This is a genomic window from Pseudomonas sp. FH1 (assembly GCF_000510895.2).
Classification (GTDB): Bacteria; Pseudomonadota; Gammaproteobacteria; order Pseudomonadales; family Pseudomonadaceae; genus Aquipseudomonas; species Aquipseudomonas azotoformans_A.
On the sequence record NZ_AOHM01000068.1, the window covers coordinates 1 to 17,514 of the forward strand.

The window sequence follows — 17,514 nt, forward strand, 5'->3', positions numbered from 1 at the left end:
CGCCACCGAAGCGCAGATCGCCGCCGCCGAAGCCTTGATTGCCGCGAGCAACGCCGAATTCGAACTGACCGGCCAACGCACCGCACTGCCGTCGACCCTTGACGACCCGCTGCGCTGGAAATACCAGGTTGTCGGCAACTACCACCTCAACGGAGTGCTTTGATGTCCCGTGAAATACGCTTGAATGCCTTCGACATGAACTGTGTCGGCCACCAATCGCCCGGCCTGTGGGCGCACCCGCGTGACCGTTCGTGGCAGTACAAGGACCTGGAGTATTGGACCGACCTCGCCAAGATCCTTGAACGCGGCAAGTTCGACGGCCTGTTTATCGCCGACGTGCTGGGCATTTATGACGTGTACAACGGCAACGGCGATGCGGCGATTCGCCAGGCGGCGCAGGTGCCAGTTAACGATCCGCTGTCGTTGATCGCGCCGATGGCGTTGGTTACCGAACACCTTGGTTTCGGCCTGACGGCTTCGTTGTCATTCGAACATCCGTATCCGTTCGCCCGTCGCCTCTCGACCCTGGATCACCTGACCAAGGGCCGCATTGGCTGGAATATCGTCACCTCCTACCTGGAAAGCGGCGCCAAGAACCTCGGCCAAAAAGCCCAGACCGAACACGATGCGCGCTACGACTACGCCGAGGAATACCTGGAGGTTTGCTACAAACTCTGGGAAGGCAGCTGGGAGGAGGGCGCCGTGTTGCGTGACCGCGAGCGCCGGATTTTCAGTGACCCGAGCAAGATCCACGAGATCCGCCATGTCGGCAAACACTTCCAGGTGCCCGGTATTCACCTGTGTGAACCCTCGCCGCAACGTACGCCGGTGCTGTACCAGGCCGGCGCGTCCAGCCGAGGTAAACAGTTCGCCGCCGAGCAGGCCGAGTGTGTGTTCGTCGCCGCACCGTCCAAGGTGCTGCTGAAAAAGACCGTCGCCGACATCCGCCGGCGTGCCGCCGAGGCGGGGCGTGATCCGAAGAAAATCCTGATCTTCAACCTGCAGACCGTGATCGTCGGTGAGACCGATGCCAAGGCCAAGGCCAAGTTCGACGAGTACAAATCCTACGTCAGCTATGAAGGCGCGATGGCGTTGATCTCTGGCTGGACCGGCATCGACTTCAGCCAGTTCAAACCCGACGAACCCCTCAAGCATGTGCACACCAACGCTATCCAATCGGCGGTGGAAGCCTTCTCCACGGCCGACCCGAACAAGGTCTGGACGCCCAACGAGCTGGCCGATTGGGTCGGCATCGGCGGCTTTGGCCCGCTGTTTGTCGGCGGCCCGGAAACCGTGGCGGACCTGTTGCAGGAGTGGGTCGAGGAAACCGATGTAGACGGCTTCAACCTGGCCTATGCGCTGACCCACGAAACCTTCATCGACGCCGTGGACCTGCTGGTGCCGGAGTTGCAGAAGCGCGGGGTGTACAAGACCGAATATGCCCAGGGAACGCTGCGCGAGAAGTTGTTTGGTGACGGTGCGCGGTTGGGCGCCAATCACCCCGGCGCCGGTTACCGCGACCTCAAGGCCAACGCAATCTAACTGATCACCCCGCCAGCGGACCACCGCACGCACACAACCTGAATAGGAGAATCTCCCTATGAGCGTGCACGAACTCAAACGTCCGCTGGCCCCGGAATGGCCCGCCGAACTGCTCGGCAACCTGCCCAAGGCATTGGAACAACTGCACCACTGGGCACAGATCACGCCGCTGCACACCGCCTTGCGCCACAAACGCCAGGGTCAGTGGCATGCGTGGCGCTGGATCGACACCTTGCGGGATGTGGAACGCCTGGCCGATGGCTTGCGCCAGCAGGGCTTTGACGCGCAATCGCGCTTGGCCCTCAGCGGGGCGTTTGAGCCGAACCTGTTGCTGTTGGCGCTGGCGGCTCATTCCATCGGTGGGCAGGTCCTGACCCTGGCTGACGACCTTGAGGTCGACGCGCTGCAACAACAGCTGTGGCGCATTCGTGCCACCCACTCTTACACCCAGGACCGCCAGCAAGTGCGGCATTGGCAATCGGCCAACCTGCTGGATTTCGCCCAATTGCTGGGTCCGGTTGACCCGGCACAGCACCTCGCCCGCTGGTGGCAACCCAGCGGCGAAACCGCATTGTGGAGCGAAGAGGGCACTCACTGGCAAGGCGGCCTGGCGGTAGTGCTGGAGCAATGGCTGAACAGCGGCCATGGCCTGGCCTTCCCGGAAAGCCCAGCCTCGGCGCGGCGTGATCGCAGTGAAGTAGCGCCCACCGGCCTGCTGTTATCACCTGCACGTTTGCAGCACCTGGCCGACGAGATTGAAAGCCGCCTGGCACCCCATGGCACCTGGCGCCGGCGCCTGTGCGACTGGGCCGTCGCCCACCCACAAAGTGGCCTGCGCCGCCTGTTGAAAAACCGTGTGCGCAAGCTGCTCGGCTTCCAGCGCCTGGCTTATATCTGGCAACCCCTCAAATCCACCCCTTCGCCGTCGTGGTTGGCGGAATTCAAACGGGACATCGCATGAGCCAAGCCATTCTCCAGGTGCGGGATATTTCGCTGTCGTTCAAGGGCGTCAAGGCGATCAATGCCTTGTCCTTCGAGGTGGCGCGCGGCGAGATCTGCGCGCTGATCGGTCCCAACGGTGCCGGCAAAAGCTCGTTGCTCAACGTACTCAATGGCGTGTATCGCTTCGATGCCGGCGAGATCGTGTTCGAAGACCAGCACTTCCACCGCATTGACCCATTGGGCGCCGCGCGCCGGGGCATTGGTCGCACCTTCCAGAACAACGCGCTGTTCAAGAAGATGAGCGTGCTCGACAACATCCTCACCGGCCTGTCGCGGCATCTGCGCAGCAGCTTTATCGAACAGGCCCTGGGCTTACCCCGCGCACGCCGGGAAGCCGAAGCGTTCCGCCTGCGTGCCCAGGGCATTCTCGAATTTCTTGAGTTGCAAGCTCAACGTGATGTGCTGGTGGGCAACCTCTCTTACGGCCTGCAAAAGCGCGTCGAGCTGGGTAGGGCATTGATCGCTGGCCCCAGCCTGTTACTGCTCGACGAACCCATGGCGGGCATGAATGCCGAGGAAAAACAGGAAATGGCGCGCTTCGTCGCCGATGTGAACCGCGACCTTGGTACCACCGTGGTGTTGATCGAACACGACATGGGCGTGGTCATGGGGCTGTCCGATCACGTGGTGGTGCTCGATTACGGGCGCAAGGTCGGCGACGGCACGCCCGCTGAAGTGCAGGCCAATCCCGAGGTGATCGCGGCCTACCTGGGAGTGGTGCACTGATGACGTTTTTCTTTGAAACCCTGCTCGGCGGTCTGCTCGCCGGCACCATGTATTCGCTGGTCGCCATCGGTTTCGTGCTGATCTACAAAGCCAGCGGTGTGTTCAATTTTGCCCAAGGCTCGATGCTGCTGTTTGCCGCGCTGACCTTCGTCAGCCTGCATGATCAGGGCGTGCCGTTTGCCTTGGCGCTGCTCTTGACTGTCATCGTGATGATCATTGGCGCCTTACTCATCGAGCGCCTGGTGTTGAGGCCGCTGGTGAACCGTTCGCAGATCACCCTGTTCATGGCCACGCTGGGCCTGTCGTTCATCATCGAAGGTCTGGCCCAGGGCTTGATGGGCTCGCAAGTGCGCGCCCTCGATCTGGGCATCGACGACGTGCCGCTGTTCATCGGCCCGCTGATGCTCAGCCAATTCGACCTGATCGCTGCGGCCGCTGCGGTGGTGCTGGTGACCGTGCTGGCGTTGCTGTTCAACAAGACCCGCATCGGCGTGTCGCTGCGTGCGGTGGCGGATGACACCACGGCGGCGCTGTCCATCGGCATCAACCTCAACCGTATCTGGCAGATCGTCTGGGCGGTGGCCGGGATTGTCGGGCTGGTGGCGGGGCTGCTGTGGGGCGCGCGCCAAGGGGTGCAGTTTTCGTTGTCGCTGGTGGTGCTCAAGGCCTTGCCGGTGTCGATTATTGGCGGCTTCACCTCGATTGGCGGGGCGATTGTCGGCGGGCTGATTGTCGGCGCGGCGGAGAATTTGGCCGAGGTGTATATCGGCCCCTTGATCGGCGGCGGCATCACGCCGTGGTTCGCCTACGTACTGGCCCTGGCCTTCCTGTATATCCGTCCCGCCGGCCTGTTCGGCGAGCGCGCCATCGAGCGAGTCTGAAACCATGTCGATTCCCGTTGCTCAAGACACCGCGCCATTGCTGCTGATCCAGCGGCGCATTCCCTGGGGGCTGATTGGCCTGTTGGCGTTGGCCTTTGTCGTGGTGCCGCTGTGGGGCAATGACTATTGGCTCAATGCGATCCTGATTCCTTTCTTAGTGCTGTCGTTGGCCGGGTTGGGCTTGAACCTGCTCACCGGCTACACCGGGCAAACCTCGGTGGGGGCCGCCGGTTTCATGGCCGTCGGCGCGTTTGCGACCTACGGGTTCTTGCTGCGCCTGCCGGAGCTGGGCTTGCCGGTGGCGCTGCTGGGCGGCGGGATTATCAGCGCGTTGGTTGGCCTGTTGTTCGGCCTGCCCAGCTCGCGGATCAAGGGCTTCTACCTGATGGTCACCACCTTGGCCGCGCAGTTTTTCCTGGAGTGGCTGTTCGTCAAATTCCCCTGGTTCTACAACTACGGCTCGTCCGGGACCATCTCCGCGCCGAAGCTTGCGTTGTTCGGGCATGACCTCAACACGCCGCTGGGCCGTTACCTGCTGACGTTGGTCACGGTGCTGCTGCTGACCTGGACCGCGATCAACCTGGTGCGCAGCCAGGTCGGGCGCAACTGGATGGCGATCCGCGACATGGACACCGCCGCCGCCGTGGTCGGTATTCCGGTGGTGCGCTACAAGCGCCTGGCGTTTGCGGTCAGTTCGTTCTACCTGGGCATTGCCGGCGCGCTGTGGGCCTTCGCCTACCTGGGCACGGCCAGCGCCAGCAGCTTCGACATCAATCGCTCATTCCAGATCCTGTTCATCATCATTATCGGTGGCATGGGCAGCATCGCCGGCAACTTTGTCGGCGCGGCTTTCATCAGTTTGTTGCCGATTTTCCTCAGCCACGCCGGGCAGGCGCTGTTTGGCGGTTCGGTGGATGCGGGGCAGTTGCAGAACCTGCAGAAAATCATCTTTGGCGTGTTGATCATCGTGTTCCTGATCAAGGAGCCCGAGGGCTTGATTCGCCTGTTGCACAACCTGCGTGACCGTGTGCGGCAGTGGCCGCTGCGTTTCTAACATTCCCTCAAGAGAATTCCCATGCGTGCATCCTTGAAACGTTCCCTGGCCGGCGCTGCGTTTGCGCTGGCCGCCCTGGCCGGTGCTGTTCCCCAGGCGATGGCCTCGCCGGACCAGCAATTCATTCCCCTGGCCACCTACCGTGTCGGCGCCTATGCCTCCAGCGGCGTGCAGGTGTGGGCCGGGATGATCGACTACCTGCGCTACATCAACGAGGTCGAAGGCGGCATTAACGGCGTCAAGCTGGTGTGGCAGGAATGCGAAACCGAATGGACGGCGGAGAAGGGCATCGAGTGCTACGAGCGCTTCAAGAATGGCCTGGATGGCGCGCCGGTCGCGGTGTACCAGCCCAACGGCGCACCGGCGGCCTATGCCCTGAGCGAACGCGCCGAGGTGGACAAGATCCCGCTGATTACCCTCGGATACGGCCGCACCGAAGCCACCGACGGCACCGTGTTCCCCTACAATTTCCCGGTGATGCTGACGTTCTACAGCGAGGCCTCGACCCTGGTGAACTACATCGCCCAGCGCGAAGGTGGTTTCGATAAGCTCAAGGGCAAGAAGATCGCCACGGTCTACCACGACTCGGCCTATGGTCGCGAAACCCTGGGCCCGCTGAAGTTGCTGGCGGAAAAATACGGCTTTGAAAATATCCAGATTCCGGTCGCCGATCCGGGCAACGAGCAATCTGCGCAATGGCGCCAGGTGCGCCAGGCCAACCCGGACTGGGTGTTCCTGCGCACCTGGGGCGTATCGACCCCGGTCGCGGTGAAGACCGCCGCGCGCTTCGGCTTCCCGGTTGATCACATCATCGGCGACATCTGGGCCAGTTCCAGCGAAGACGTGTTACCCGCAGGTGCCGCCGCCAAGGGCTACCTGGCGCTCACGCCGTACCCGGCAGGTGCCGACTTCGAGATCCACAAGCGCCTCAAGCAATCCATCCTCGACAAGGGCCACAGCGACCTCAAGGACCTGAAGAACTTCGGCAGCGTCTACTACAACTCCGGCCTGGTGAACGCCGCCGTGGCGGTGGAAGCGATCCGCACCGGCCAGGCCAAGTTCGGCAAGCGCCCGCTGAATGGCGAAGAGGGCCGCTGGGGCCTGGAACACCTGAACATTGACGACGCCCGCTTGAAGGACATGGGCTACCTGGGCCTGATGCAGAACCTCAAGCTGTCGTGCCGCGACCACGAAGGTGGCGGCTCGGCGCGGGTGCAGCAGTGGGACGGCGCCAACTGGACGCTGATCAGCGAGTGGATCGCCGCCGACCGCGCGCTGCTGCGTCCCTTGATCGATGACAAATCCGCCGCCTTCGCCAAGGAAAAAGGCCTGACACCGCGCACCTGCACCGGAGATGAATAAACCATGAGCCAGCCCGCCGCTGAATCCGCCAGACCGTCTCTGCTCACGGTCAACGATATCGAAGTGATCTACGACGGCGCGATCCTCGCGGTGGCCGGGGTGTCGCTGAGCGTGCCCAAGGGCGCCATCGTCGCCTTGCTCGGTGCCAATGGCGCCGGCAAGAGCACCACCCTCAAGGCGATTTCGGGGTTGGTACGTGCCGAGCGGGCCGAGGTCAGCCGGGGCGTGATCGAATACGCGGGCCTGGACCTAGCCGGTGTCGATCCCAGCCAGCGCGTGCGCCAGGGTATGGTCCACGTGCTGGAAGGTCGTCATGTGTTCGGCCAACTCACGGTCGAAGACAACCTGCGCAGCGGCGGCTTCGTGCGGCGTTTGAGCCGCAAGGACATGGAGCAGGACCTGGAGCGCCTCTACGCCTGGTTCCCAAGGCTCAAGACCAAGCGCCACACCCGCGCCGGGCTCACCTCGGGCGGCGAGCAGCAGATGGTCGCCATCGGCCGGGCGTTGATGACCCGTCCTACTTTGGTACTGCTCGACGAGCCGTCCATGGGTTTGGCGCCTATGATCGTGCAGGAGATTTTCGAGATCATCGCGCTACTCAACCGTGAGCAGCAGGTGAGCTTCCTGATCGCCGAGCAGAACATCAATGTCGCACTGAACTATGCGTCCCACGGCTACGTATTGGATACTGGCCGCGTGGCCTTGAGTGGCAGCGCCGCTGAGCTGTTGGCGCGGGGCGACTTGCATGACATTTACCTGGGCAAACAGTAAGGGCGACTCTGCATGACTGAATCCATCCGCAACGCTGATGTACTGATCATCGGCGGCGGCCTGAGCGGCACGATGCTGGCCGTGCAACTGCTGCGCCTGCCGGCTCGGCGCCGGATCCTGGTCATCGAGCCGCGTGCCGAGCTCGGCCGGGGCGAGGCCTACAGCGCTGTCGAACTGGGCCACACCCTGAACGGCAATGCGGCGCGCATGAGTGTCGACCCGGACAATGCCGACGATCTGACTCAATGGCTCACCGAGTACATTGGCGCCGGCGGCTGGCCGGAGTCGCGTCAGCAGCCTGTGCCGATCAGCGAACTGTTCCCGCCGCGCGGGATTTTCGGTTTGTATGCCCAGCAACGCTTGGCCGAGGCGAAGGCGCAGTCTGCCTCCAGCGTCGAGCATGTGCGTGCCGAAGGGGTCGACCTGCAGGTGGACCAAGGTTCAGCGCTGCTCACCCTGGATGACGGCCAGCAATTGCGCGGCGGTGTTGCGGTGCTGGCCACCGGCATGTTCCCGGCGGCGCGCACACCGCAGACCGAGTCCAGCGGGTTGAACGCAGCGGCGGTGGATCCCTGGGATGTGCAAGCCATGACCGCGATTGACCCGCAGGCGCCGGTGCTGATCATCGGTTCCGGGCTGACCATGGTTGATGCGGTGGTGTCCCTGGAACAGGCCGGGCATCGTGGGCCCATCGAGGTTTTCTCGCGCCACGGCCTGTTGCCCCATGTGCGTCGGCAGCCGCCGAGCTGGGTGGATTTCCTTGGCGAAGATCAGCGCCTGCGCAGCCCTCGGCAATTGCTGCGCGAGGTGCGTCGGCAATGCGCTCTGGCGCAAGCACAGGGCATCGATTGGCAGGCGCCGCTGGACACGGTGCGTGCGCATATCGGCCGGCTGTGGAGCCAGGCCAGTGAGCGCGAAAAACGCCAGTTCGTGCGCCATGTGCGGCCGTGGTGGGAAAGCCATCACCACCGTTCGCCGCCGTTGAGTGCGCAGTTGGTGGCACGCTTACATGATGAGGGGCGGTTGCGGATTCGAGCGGCGTCGTTCAAAGGCCTGGAGCCTTCGGTCGAGGGCGTGACCATTGGTGTGCGCTACCGGGGTGAGCAGGCGTTGCAGCAGGTTTGCGGCGCGGCGCTGATCAACTCCAGCGGTATCGAATACGACTGGCGCCGTGTGGCCCGGCCTTTGCCCCGGCAATTGCTCAAGCGTGGGCTGATCCAGCCTGGGCCGTTGGCGTTGGGGATTGCGGCGGATGTTTCGGGGGCAGTGGTGGATGCCCTGGGGCAGGTCAGCCCTCGGTTGTTCGCCATGGGACCGCCGTTGCGGGGGATGTGGTGGGAAAGCACAGCGGTGACGGATGTCGCGATTCAAGCGAAGGCCTTGGCAGCCAAGCTGACACAAATCTAACTGTGGGATCGCCATCTATTTCGAGGTCTTCACAAAGCCGGGCTTTAAACCGAACACCTCAACGCCTTGGGGCGTCGATTGCCCGGTCGTCACCTTCACCCGCTCCACCGGCTTATCCATCGCCTCGCGGTATTCAACCGTCATATCCGGCCCTATCGCCTGGCTCGGAATCACCATCGCCTGCGCGTTGTTGTAGGTCACGATGGTCAACCGCGCACTCATCCCCAGGCGCACCCGTTGCAACTGCTGCGGCGTGAGCTTGGGAATCGACAAGGTCACCGGAAACTGCGCACTGCCCTGGCCGTCACTGGCAATCGCCAAGCCGCTCACCACGCTCACCGAGCCGCTCAGTCGCTCGCCGTCAAACCCGTCCCCCAGCACTTCCACCGCCTGGCCTTGGTGCAACTGGTTGATGTCCAGCTCAGAGACCTTGGCGACGATTTTAAGCCGCTCGATGTTCGCCAGGCCAAACAGCACCTGACCCTGGCTGACCTTGCTGCCGGCCTGCACCGGGGCCGTATTGTTGCCGCCGCCCTGAGTTGAATTATTACCGGGCGGCGGCACCACGATGCCGGAGAACGGTGCCTTGACTTCTTTGCCTTCAAGCAGTTTGTGCAAGGCGTTGTATCTCACCGTGGCGTTGGTCAGTTCCATGTCGGCGATCTGGCGGTATTCGCCCTTGCCCTGGTCGAGGGCCTGCTGCAGTTCGCTGCGCGCGGAGGCGAGGTCCAGCTGTTGCTGCTGGGTCTGTTGCTTGAGGTCGTCCAGTTCGTTACGCGGGATGATGCCGCGCTGGAACAGGTTTTCACTTTCGGTGAGTTTGCGCTGGGTATTGCCGGCGGTCATTTCGACGGTGCGCAAGCTGCGGCGTGCGCGGCTGACGGTGGGGCCGTTGTCCCAGTCCTGCATTTCCTGCACGGTACGCCGGGCCTTGAGTTGGGCGGAGAGGGCGTCGCGCAGTTGCACTTCCAGGGTGGCCGGGTCCATGCGCAGCAGCACCTGGCCAGCCTCGACCCGCTGGCCTTGCTCCACCAGGTTGGCTTGCACGTTGCCGTCGAACGGTGCGGTGAGGGTGATGGTGGCGTCGGGCTCGATCTTGCCCACCAGACCGATCTGGTGCACCAGCGCGTCGGGCTGGACGGCCTGCCACTGCTCGGGAGTGCTGGCCGGATCGGAGGCCGGGCTGCGCAAGGCCAGGCCTGCGCCGCCCAGCAACAGGATAAGTACAGCGCCCAGCAGGCGTTTCTGATTAGTAGTCATTGAGGGCGATTTCCCAACTTTCCAGCGTCATGCCCAGGGTCAAGTCGAGCTGGGTCTGGGCGTTCAAATAAGCGATCAGCGCATTGAGCTGCGCGTTTTCGGCGTTGCGCAGGTCGGTCTCGAAACTCAGCACCTGGAAGTTGGTGGAGCGTCCGGCGCTGAGTTTTTCCCGTTCGATCTCGATCTTGCGCCGTGACAACTCTACGGCGCGCAGGGAGATTTCATATTGGCGCCAGCGCGTGCCAAGGTCGCGCACTACATCGTTGACGCTGCGTTCCAGTTCCTGGCGCGCGTCGGTGATGCGGATCTCCTGATCCTCCACGTTCACCCGCGCGCGCACTTCGGCCTGGCGCGTGCTGATATCGCCAATAGGGATTTTCACCTGCACCCCGGCGTAGCTGTCCCAGGTGCGATTGTTGGTGTGTCCGGCGTCGTTGTCGTAGGCATCGCGTACCTGGTTGGCGCCGGCGACCAGGTCGACCTGCCAGCGCCCGGAATCCTTGGCGATCAACAGGTTGAGGTCGGCTTGCTGGCTGCCGAGCAGGGCGGCGAGGTATTCCGGCTGCTGGGTCTGCGCCAGGTTGAAGGCCTGGCGCTTGTCGATCTGCATGGGCTTGGCCTCCAGGGCTTCGGTGGCGCGAATCGGCGTGGACAGGTCCAGCGCCAGCAGGCGCAGCAGGGCCAGGCGGCTGGAATCGAGCTGGTTCTGCGCTTCTTCCACGCCCAGTTGTTGGGTGGCGATATCGGCTTCGGTCTGCACGATTTCGAACTCCGCCATACGCCCGGCATTGATCAGCGCCTTGTTCACTTCCAGCAAGGTGCCGGAGCGCTTGAGGGCGTCCTGCACGATGCTCAATTGCTCCTGGGCGCGCAGCAGTTCGCGGTAGGTGGCGATGATCTGGCTGATGGTCTGCGCCACGGTGGCCTTGAGGTTCAGGCGGTTGGCCTGTTCCGACAGGCGCGACAGGCGCAGCGGCGCAGTGGTGGCGTCCCAGCCGGCGCCGCGCATCAGCGGCTGGATAATTGCCAGGTCCAGGCCGTCGCTGCGGTAACGGCCGGCGCGGTCGGCGGTGTTCAGTTGTTGAGTCCAGGCCATGCTCAGGCGCGTGCCGTATTCGCTGAGCAGGCTGGTGGCCGGCGCGAGGTTGGCATTGCGTGTGTTGTCGGCGGAGCCACGGTTGGTGCGGTAATAACTGTTGAGGGTGAGCTTGGGGTTGAACACATCTTCGGCCACGCGCAGGTCGAACTTCTGCGCCACCCGTTGCAGGTAGGCGCTGCGGATCGCCGGGTTGTTGCGCAGGCCCAGGTACACCGCATCGCCCAGGGTCAGGGTGGTGACCTGGGCATTCAACGAGACGCTGCGGTCATAGCCGCTGCGGGTGGTACTGGGTGCCGATGGCTTGATCACCACGTCGGCGGCCATGCCGGGCAGGCTGGCGAATGCGAGCAGCCAGAGCCATTTATTCATCGCGCAGGGCCTCCACCGGCTGCAAGCGTGAGGCCGAGACCGCCGGGTAAATGCCGAAGAACAACCCCACCAGCAAAGTACTGCCCACCCCCAGCGGCAAGGCGGCGACCGCCAAGGCAAACTCCCAGCCAGACAGCCAGGCATACAGCCACGCGGCGGTCATGCCCAGTACCGCGCCGCAAAGCGCGCCGACGGCGGTGAGGGTCACGGCTTCGAGCAGGAACAGGTTGCGGATATCCCGCTGCCGCGCACCGAGCGCCATACGGATGCCGATCTCGCGGCGGCGCTCCGAGACGTTCATCAGCATCACGTTCATCACTCCCACGCCACCGCCCACGAGGGAGATCGCACCCAGGGCCAGCAGCAGGTAAGCGAAGGTACGGCTTTGCCGGGTCATGCCGTCGATCATTTGCTGGGGCACCTGGATGTCCACATCGTGGTCGGGAAGTTGCGGTCTCAACGCGGCGGCCGCGTCCTTGGCGATACGTTCCATGTCCTGGCCGGGCGCGGCGCGGATGATCACGTTGCCAATCTGCGGGGTTGCATAGATGCGGCGCATGCCTTCGGCGGGAATGAACAGCGAATCGTTGGCTTGCACCGGCATCAGCATCGCCCGTGGCTGGTTGCGCAGGATGCCGACGATCAGGAACAGGTAATCGTTGATGCGCACGCGATCGCCCAATTGCAGGGGATCGCCCGGCGCACTCAGTGACTGGGCCACTTGGTCACCGATCACGCCGTAGGTTTCATTGGCATCGAAGCCCGAGAGGAAGCGCCCCTGCTGCACCGCCAGGCGCATCGCGCCCTTGATGTCCGGCGTGCTGCCGACGAAGTTGGCGTTGACGGTACGACCATGAAACACCACGGGCCCGCTGAACAACGTGAGGGCGCCGATATGGTCGATGCCTGGCACTGTCTGGCGTGCGGCGTCGAGGTCAAGGCGCGCGGGCATCGGCACCGTGCTGGCGCCCTTGGGGGGGAACTGCGCGATCAGGGTGTCGGTGCCCATGTCCTTGAAAATCATCGCGGCATCTACCGCCGCGTTATTGCCGATATTGATCAATGCCACCACCGACGAGCTGCCGATCACGATACCCAGCAGGGCCAGGATCGAGCGCTTGCCCAAGGTGCGCAGGCTGACGAAGGCTTCATGCAGCAGTTGGCTGAGGCTTTGTTCGACCCGCAGGCTGCTCCTTACCCGCTCCTTCATGGGCGCCCGGCCTCTTGCACCACGCCATTGCGCACCAGGATCTTGCGGTCCAGGCGCTCGGCGATGTGGGGGTCGTGGGTGACGATGATCAGGGTGACCTGTTGCTCGCGGTTCAGCGCCAGCAGCAGGTCCATGATGTCCTGGGCGGTGGTGCTATCGAGGTTGCCGGTGGGCTCGTCGGCCAGGATCACCGAGGGCTTGCCCACCAGCGCCCGGGCAATGGCCACGCGTTGGCGCTGGCCACCGGACAGATCGGCGGGGCGATGGTGAGCGCGGTCGGCCAGGCCGACCTGTTCGAGCATGCGCAGGGCTTGTTCCACCGATTCATGGCGTGACACGCCGCGATAACTCAGGGGCAGGGCGACATTGTCCAGGGCGCTGAGGCGTGGCAACAGGTTGAAGCTCTGGAACACAAAACCGATCTGCTGGTTGCGGATCGCCGCCAGTTCGTCGGGCGTGGCGTTGAAGATATCGTGGCCGGCAAAGTGGTACTGGCCGCAGTTGGGCAGGTCCAGCAGGCCGAGGATATTGAGCAGGGTACTTTTGCCGGAGCCGGAGGCCCCGAGGATGCCGCAGCTGTCACCACGGGCGATGGACAGGCAGACATCATTGAGAATGGACAGGTGCTGCCCGGCCAGCTGATAGCGTTTGCCGATGCCTTGCAGGGAGATCAAGCCTGGGTGCGCGGGAGTATCTGTCATGAATACGCCTTCAGTCTCGACGCCGTCGTCATCGTCCCCGGTAAAGCCTTGTAACAAGTTAGGGGTCGCCTCAGGGTGCGCCATGGACCGGTTTTTGTTTCTTGTTTTTAAAATATTGTTTGAATACTAACCGCCTTCCAGCCGCTTCGCCAGCCGTCGATGTAGAGCGGTTTCAGCTTGGGAAAAGGCCTACTCAAAGGGGTCGGGAGGTTGGGGAAAACCAGCTTGCCTGTCGCCGACGGGCCCGTCGGCCAAGGCTTTCGATCATATGGCGGTGTGTCACTACTTGCTTTCGAACGAGGGCCCCGGTATAAAAAATCAAATTATTTTTTTAAACAATATTTCCTACGTGGAACTTCTATGGTCGCGAAGAAAGTCAGCGCTCCAAACATCACCAAGACTCGATTGCTGGATGCGACAGAGGCTCTCTTCATCAAGTATGGCTACGACGCCGTTCTGCTTCGGCAGATTACCGAGCGTGCCCAGGTGAACCTGGCGGCGGTGAACTACCACTTCGGGGACAAGGATTCCCTGATGCAAACCCTGCTCAAGCAGCGCCTGGAGCCGCTCAACGAACAGCGCCTGGAATTGCTCGCGCGCTGCGAGGCGCAGGCCGACGGCCCGCTGGACTGCGACACCCTGCTCGGCGTGCTGTTCGCCCCGGCCATGGGCCTGGAGCGCAGCGATCCGGCCAGCGCCAGTGGGGAAGGGCGTTCGTTTATCCGTTTCCTGGGGCGGGTGTACAGCGACACGTCGCCGTTTATCCAGGAATACCTCAAGGTGCATTACCAGCCAGTGTTCCAGCGGTTCTTCGAAGCCTTTGCCCTGGCCCTGCCGGACCTGCCGCGCAATGAGCTGGGCGTGCGTCTGCAATTTGCCCTCAAGGCGATTTCCGGGGTGATGGCCGGTACCGAACTGCGCCTGCTGATGAACTCCATGAGCCTGGGCCGTCCGGCCACGGATGCCGAGGTGATGGCCAAGTTGATCACGTTGGTGTCGGCAGCGATTCGTGTGCCACAGCAAAGCCCGGAGGCGGAACATGCCTTGGCCAAGGTGCTGGATACCCAGCGTGCCATTCGTGAACAGGCCACGACGCCCGCCAGTAAAGCAGCGCGTTGACTCAAATCCCAGGCAAAAAAAAGCCCGCTGGGGCGGCGGGCTTGATATGCAACATTTGTAACGGATGAGGCTTCACACTACGTTCCGGGATGTGAATAAAACGTGAAAACTTTGTAAGGCAAAGTGTGAAATGTTTGAAAACTGTAAACGCGTGGGAATCTCCCTTTTTGCCCAGCGGATTCAGATTTTCCAGCGCCCCGCACTCTTGGCCAACCGCTGGCGCATCGCATCCACGTTCTGCGCCAGTTGCAGCGTCAGCAGCCGATAACCATCCAGCGCGCTGTACACCGGCGCATCCAGTGCCGGCTCGACACCCGGATGGCTCTGCCGCTCCAAGCGCTCCGTCACCCCCGACTTCAACGCCCGCGCCATCCCCACCAGTTGCACGCGGATCTGCCTATGCTCGGCCTTCAACATTACCTGCATGCGCGCCATCGCCTGTTCATCGCGAGGGTCGGGCCGGGTGTTGCCGAGAATTTCCAAGGTGCTGATGCACATCCGCAAATGCCGCTGGATCGCGTCCAGTTCGGTCATGGAGATGCGCACTTCCTTGGACACCGACGGCATCAGCGAGCGCAACTGCAGCATCGCCGCATTCAGGCGGTTGAGCAGCTTGAGGTGTTCGTCACTGGTGACGGACTCGCCGTTGATGATCCGGCTATAGATCTCGGCACAATCGCGCAACGCGCTGGCCAGGTTGTAGCGCCAGGAGTACACGGCGTACAGCGGCAGGGCAAATGAAAAGGCCAGGGCCAGGGCGATACCGATCAGGATGTCGACCGTGCGCCACAACCCATCCGACAGCGGGTTGTCACCGTGGCCGGCGACGATAAACACGGTAATCGCCGACAACAGCGCGGTGTACCCACCCTTGCCGATGGCGTGATAGGAAAAGAACCCGCACACCACCGACATCAACAGGTAAGTCAGCAATGGCTGGCCGACGTAGGCTTCCTGAACCACCAGCAGCAAGCCGACACTGGCGCCGATCAATGTGCCGTAGGCGCGCTCCACGGCTTTCTTGCCGATATTGCCGTGGTGCTGCAACCCGCCGATCACCACCAGCATGGTCACCGACGCCCACTCACCGTAGGGCAGGTTGATGCCGGTGGTCAGCAGGATCGTCGCCAGCAAGCCGATGGACACGCGCATGGCGTGGATCAGCTTGGCATGGCGATAGCGGCGGTACGGGTCGAGCAGGGGGCGCAACAGGCGCCGGGCAAACACAGGCAGATGCAGGTTAATCAACGACGAATCGTCCTCTAGAAAATGTAATCGGTGGTCAGGAAACTCGAATCGCGGTTACGCAGGATGTCGCTGACCAGTGCCTTGTTGCTCTCCTGGAACTTGGTCGCCACCAAGGTGCGGATCGAGAACACGCGCAAGGCGTCATGCACCGACAGCGTGCCCTCGGCCGAGTTCTTGCGCCCATTGAACGGGAACGTGTCTGGGCCACGTTGGCACTGGGCGTTGATGTTGATGCGGCCGACCTGGTTGGCAAAAGTGTCCACCAGGCGCCCGACTTGCACGGCGTTGGTGCCGAAAATGCTCAACTGCTGGCCGAAATCCGAGTCCAGCACGTAGTCGATCACGGTCTCCAGGTCGCGGTAGGGCACGATGGGCACCACCGGGCCGAACTGCTCTTCGTGGTACACGCGCATCTGCGGGTTCACCGGGTACAGCACCGCCGGGTAGAAGAACGATCCGCGGCTCTCGGCACCGTGCGCATTCACCACCTTGGCACCGTGTTGCGCGGCGTCAGCCACCAGGCCGTTGAGGTAATCCACCTTGCCCACTTCGGGCAATGGCGTCAGCGCCACGCCGTCTTCCCACGGCATGCCGGGTTTGAGCGTGGCCAGCTTCTGGTTGAATTTCTCGATGAAACGGTCGACCACGTCTTCATGCACGAAGAGGATTTTCAACGCGGTGCAGCGCTGGCCATTGAACGACAGGGAACCGGTGACGGCTTCGCTGACGGCATTGTCCAGGTCCACTTCGGGCAGCACGATGCCTGGGTTTTTCGCGTCCAGGCCCAGTGCTGCGCGCAGGCGATGCGGCTTGGGGTGCAGTTTCTTCAAGTCACTGGCGGCCTTGTTGGTGCCGATAAACGCAAAGATATCGATCTTGCCGCTGGCCATCAGCGCGCTGACGGTTTCGCGGCCACTGCCGTAGATCACGTTGATCACCCCGGCCGGGAAGCTGTCACGGAACGCTTCCAGCAAAGGGCGGATCAGCAGCACGCCCAGCTTGGCCGGCTTGAACACCACGGTGTTACCCATGATCAACGCCGGAATCAGCGTGGTGAAGGTCTCGTTCAGCGGATAGTTATAGGGCCCCATGCACAGCGCCACGCCCAGCGGCACGCGGCGGATCTGGCCGAGGGTGTCCTGTTCCAACTCGAAGCGGCTGGAGCGACGGTCGAGTTCCTTGAGGGCATTGATGGTGTCGGTGATGTAGTCGCAGGTGCGGTCGAACTCTTTCTGCGAGTCCTTGAGGTTCTTGCCGATCTCCCACATCAACAGCTTGACCACGGCATCGCGCTGTTCACGCATGCGTCGCAGGAAGGCTTCGACGTGCTGGATACGTTCGGCCACGCGCATCGTCGGCCATTCACCCTGGCCTCGGTCATAGGCTCGAACGGCGGCATCCAGGGCGGTGAGGGCGGTCTCGGCGTCCAGCAGCGACGTGCTGCCGATATGCACACGTTCGTCGCCAAACTGCACCGGGCTCTGCACTTTGGCCAAGGGGCCGTTCCACACCTGCAACTGGCCATCGACCAGGTAATCACGCTGTTCAATGGGCGCCCCTAGCTGGAATGTCTCGGGAATCTCGGCGGCGGAAGCGGGAAACAGCTGGGCGAGCAGGTTGCTGGTGGTCATGTCGCTACCCCTGGAATAGTTGCAAAACATGACTAGAGAGTCACCCAACAACAGGCTCTATGGCAAGGCTTGCGCGCTTTCTTGTACGCAGCCATGCGCCTGACGGTTAAACTGCGCGGCTTTTCAGAAGGA

The 17,514-nt window shown here is 62.7% G+C and carries 15 protein-coding genes and 1 pseudogene; 10 read left to right on the plus strand and 6 right to left on the minus strand.

Annotated elements, in window-relative coordinates:
• From H096_RS21250 to H096_RS21290, 9 genes and pseudogenes are all read left to right on the plus strand, one after another.
• Positions 1 to 163, plus strand: a pseudogene (locus tag H096_RS21250) (acyl-CoA dehydrogenase); the annotation flags it as partial.
• Positions 163 to 1,542, plus strand: coding sequence for an LLM class flavin-dependent oxidoreductase (locus H096_RS21255; RefSeq protein ID WP_033901328.1), 1,380 nt, complete (start codon positions 163 to 165; stop codon positions 1,540 to 1,542). The pseudogene H096_RS21250 and the gene H096_RS21255, both read left to right, overlap by 1 nt.
• 58 nt (positions 1,543 to 1,600) lie before the next feature.
• Positions 1,601 to 2,503, plus strand: a complete 903-nt coding sequence (locus tag H096_RS21260) for an AMP-binding protein (RefSeq protein WP_033901329.1) — start codon at positions 1,601 to 1,603, stop codon at positions 2,501 to 2,503.
• Positions 2,500 to 3,270, plus strand: a complete 771-nt coding sequence (locus H096_RS21265) for an ABC transporter ATP-binding protein (protein ID WP_033901330.1) — start codon at positions 2,500 to 2,502, stop codon at positions 3,268 to 3,270. The genes H096_RS21260 and H096_RS21265 overlap by 4 nt, the downstream gene beginning before the upstream one ends.
• A complete protein-coding gene (locus H096_RS21270) occupies positions 3,270 to 4,151 on the plus strand; it encodes a branched-chain amino acid ABC transporter permease (RefSeq protein ID WP_033901331.1) in 882 nt (293 codons plus the stop codon). The genes H096_RS21265 and H096_RS21270 overlap by 1 nt, the downstream gene beginning before the upstream one ends.
• A gap of 4 nt (positions 4,152 to 4,155) precedes the next feature.
• Entirely contained in the window at positions 4,156 to 5,205 is a 1,050-nt protein-coding gene (locus H096_RS21275) for a branched-chain amino acid ABC transporter permease (protein ID WP_033901332.1), read from the plus strand.
• Between the two features lie 21 nt (positions 5,206 to 5,226).
• Positions 5,227 to 6,567, plus strand: a complete 1,341-nt coding sequence (locus H096_RS21280; protein WP_033901333.1) for an ABC transporter substrate-binding protein — start codon at positions 5,227 to 5,229, stop codon at positions 6,565 to 6,567.
• Between the two features lie 3 nt (positions 6,568 to 6,570).
• Complete coding sequence (locus tag H096_RS21285; RefSeq protein WP_033901334.1) at positions 6,571 to 7,338, plus strand: ABC transporter ATP-binding protein; 768 nt, start codon at positions 6,571 to 6,573, stop codon at positions 7,336 to 7,338.
• A 12-nt stretch (positions 7,339 to 7,350) separates the two neighbouring features.
• Positions 7,351 to 8,745 (plus strand): FAD/NAD(P)-binding protein, encoded by a 1,395-nt coding sequence (locus tag H096_RS21290; RefSeq protein ID WP_033901335.1) that lies wholly within the window; start codon positions 7,351 to 7,353, stop codon positions 8,743 to 8,745.
• A gap of 15 nt (positions 8,746 to 8,760) precedes the next feature.
• Here the strand turns inward: H096_RS21290 and H096_RS21295 are convergent, their stop codons facing one another.
• Genes H096_RS21295 through H096_RS21310 form a run of 4 tightly spaced genes read right to left on the minus strand, consistent with a single transcriptional unit; the run spans position 8,761 to position 13,384 of the window.
• Positions 8,761 to 10,005, minus strand: a complete 1,245-nt coding sequence (locus H096_RS21295) for an HlyD family efflux transporter periplasmic adaptor subunit (protein WP_033901336.1) — start codon at positions 10,003 to 10,005, stop codon at positions 8,761 to 8,763.
• A complete protein-coding gene (locus tag H096_RS21300; protein WP_033901337.1) occupies positions 9,995 to 11,473 on the minus strand; it encodes a TolC family protein in 1,479 nt (492 codons plus the stop codon). The genes H096_RS21295 and H096_RS21300 overlap by 11 nt, the downstream gene beginning before the upstream one ends.
• Positions 11,466 to 12,683 carry an ABC transporter permease gene (locus H096_RS21305; protein ID WP_033901338.1) on the minus strand — a complete coding sequence of 406 codons (1,218 nt, stop codon included), beginning with the start codon at positions 12,681 to 12,683 and terminating at the stop codon, positions 11,466 to 11,468. Before H096_RS21305 ends, H096_RS21300 begins: the two co-directional genes overlap by 8 nt.
• The gene (locus H096_RS21310; RefSeq protein WP_033901366.1) at positions 12,680 to 13,384 is read right to left on the minus strand and encodes an ABC transporter ATP-binding protein; all 705 of its coding nucleotides are present in this window, start codon (positions 13,382 to 13,384) and stop codon (positions 12,680 to 12,682) included. Before H096_RS21310 ends, H096_RS21305 begins: the two co-directional genes overlap by 4 nt.
• 360 nt (positions 13,385 to 13,744) lie before the next feature.
• On the opposite strand from H096_RS21310, the gene H096_RS21315 reads away from it, so the two are divergent.
• Positions 13,745 to 14,503: a TetR/AcrR family transcriptional regulator gene (locus tag H096_RS21315; RefSeq protein WP_033901339.1), complete on the plus strand. Its 759-nt coding sequence runs from the start codon at positions 13,745 to 13,747 to the stop codon at positions 14,501 to 14,503.
• A gap of 180 nt (positions 14,504 to 14,683) precedes the next feature.
• Here the strand turns inward: H096_RS21315 and H096_RS21320 are convergent, their stop codons facing one another.
• On the minus strand, positions 14,684 to 15,742 hold the full coding sequence (locus H096_RS21320; protein WP_033901367.1) for an FUSC family protein: 1,059 nt from the start codon (positions 15,740 to 15,742) through the stop codon (positions 14,684 to 14,686).
• Between the two features lie 23 nt (positions 15,743 to 15,765).
• Entirely contained in the window at positions 15,766 to 17,382 is a 1,617-nt protein-coding gene (locus tag H096_RS21325; protein ID WP_033901340.1) for an NADP-dependent glyceraldehyde-3-phosphate dehydrogenase, read from the minus strand.
• Positions 17,383 to 17,514 lie beyond the last annotated feature (132 nt).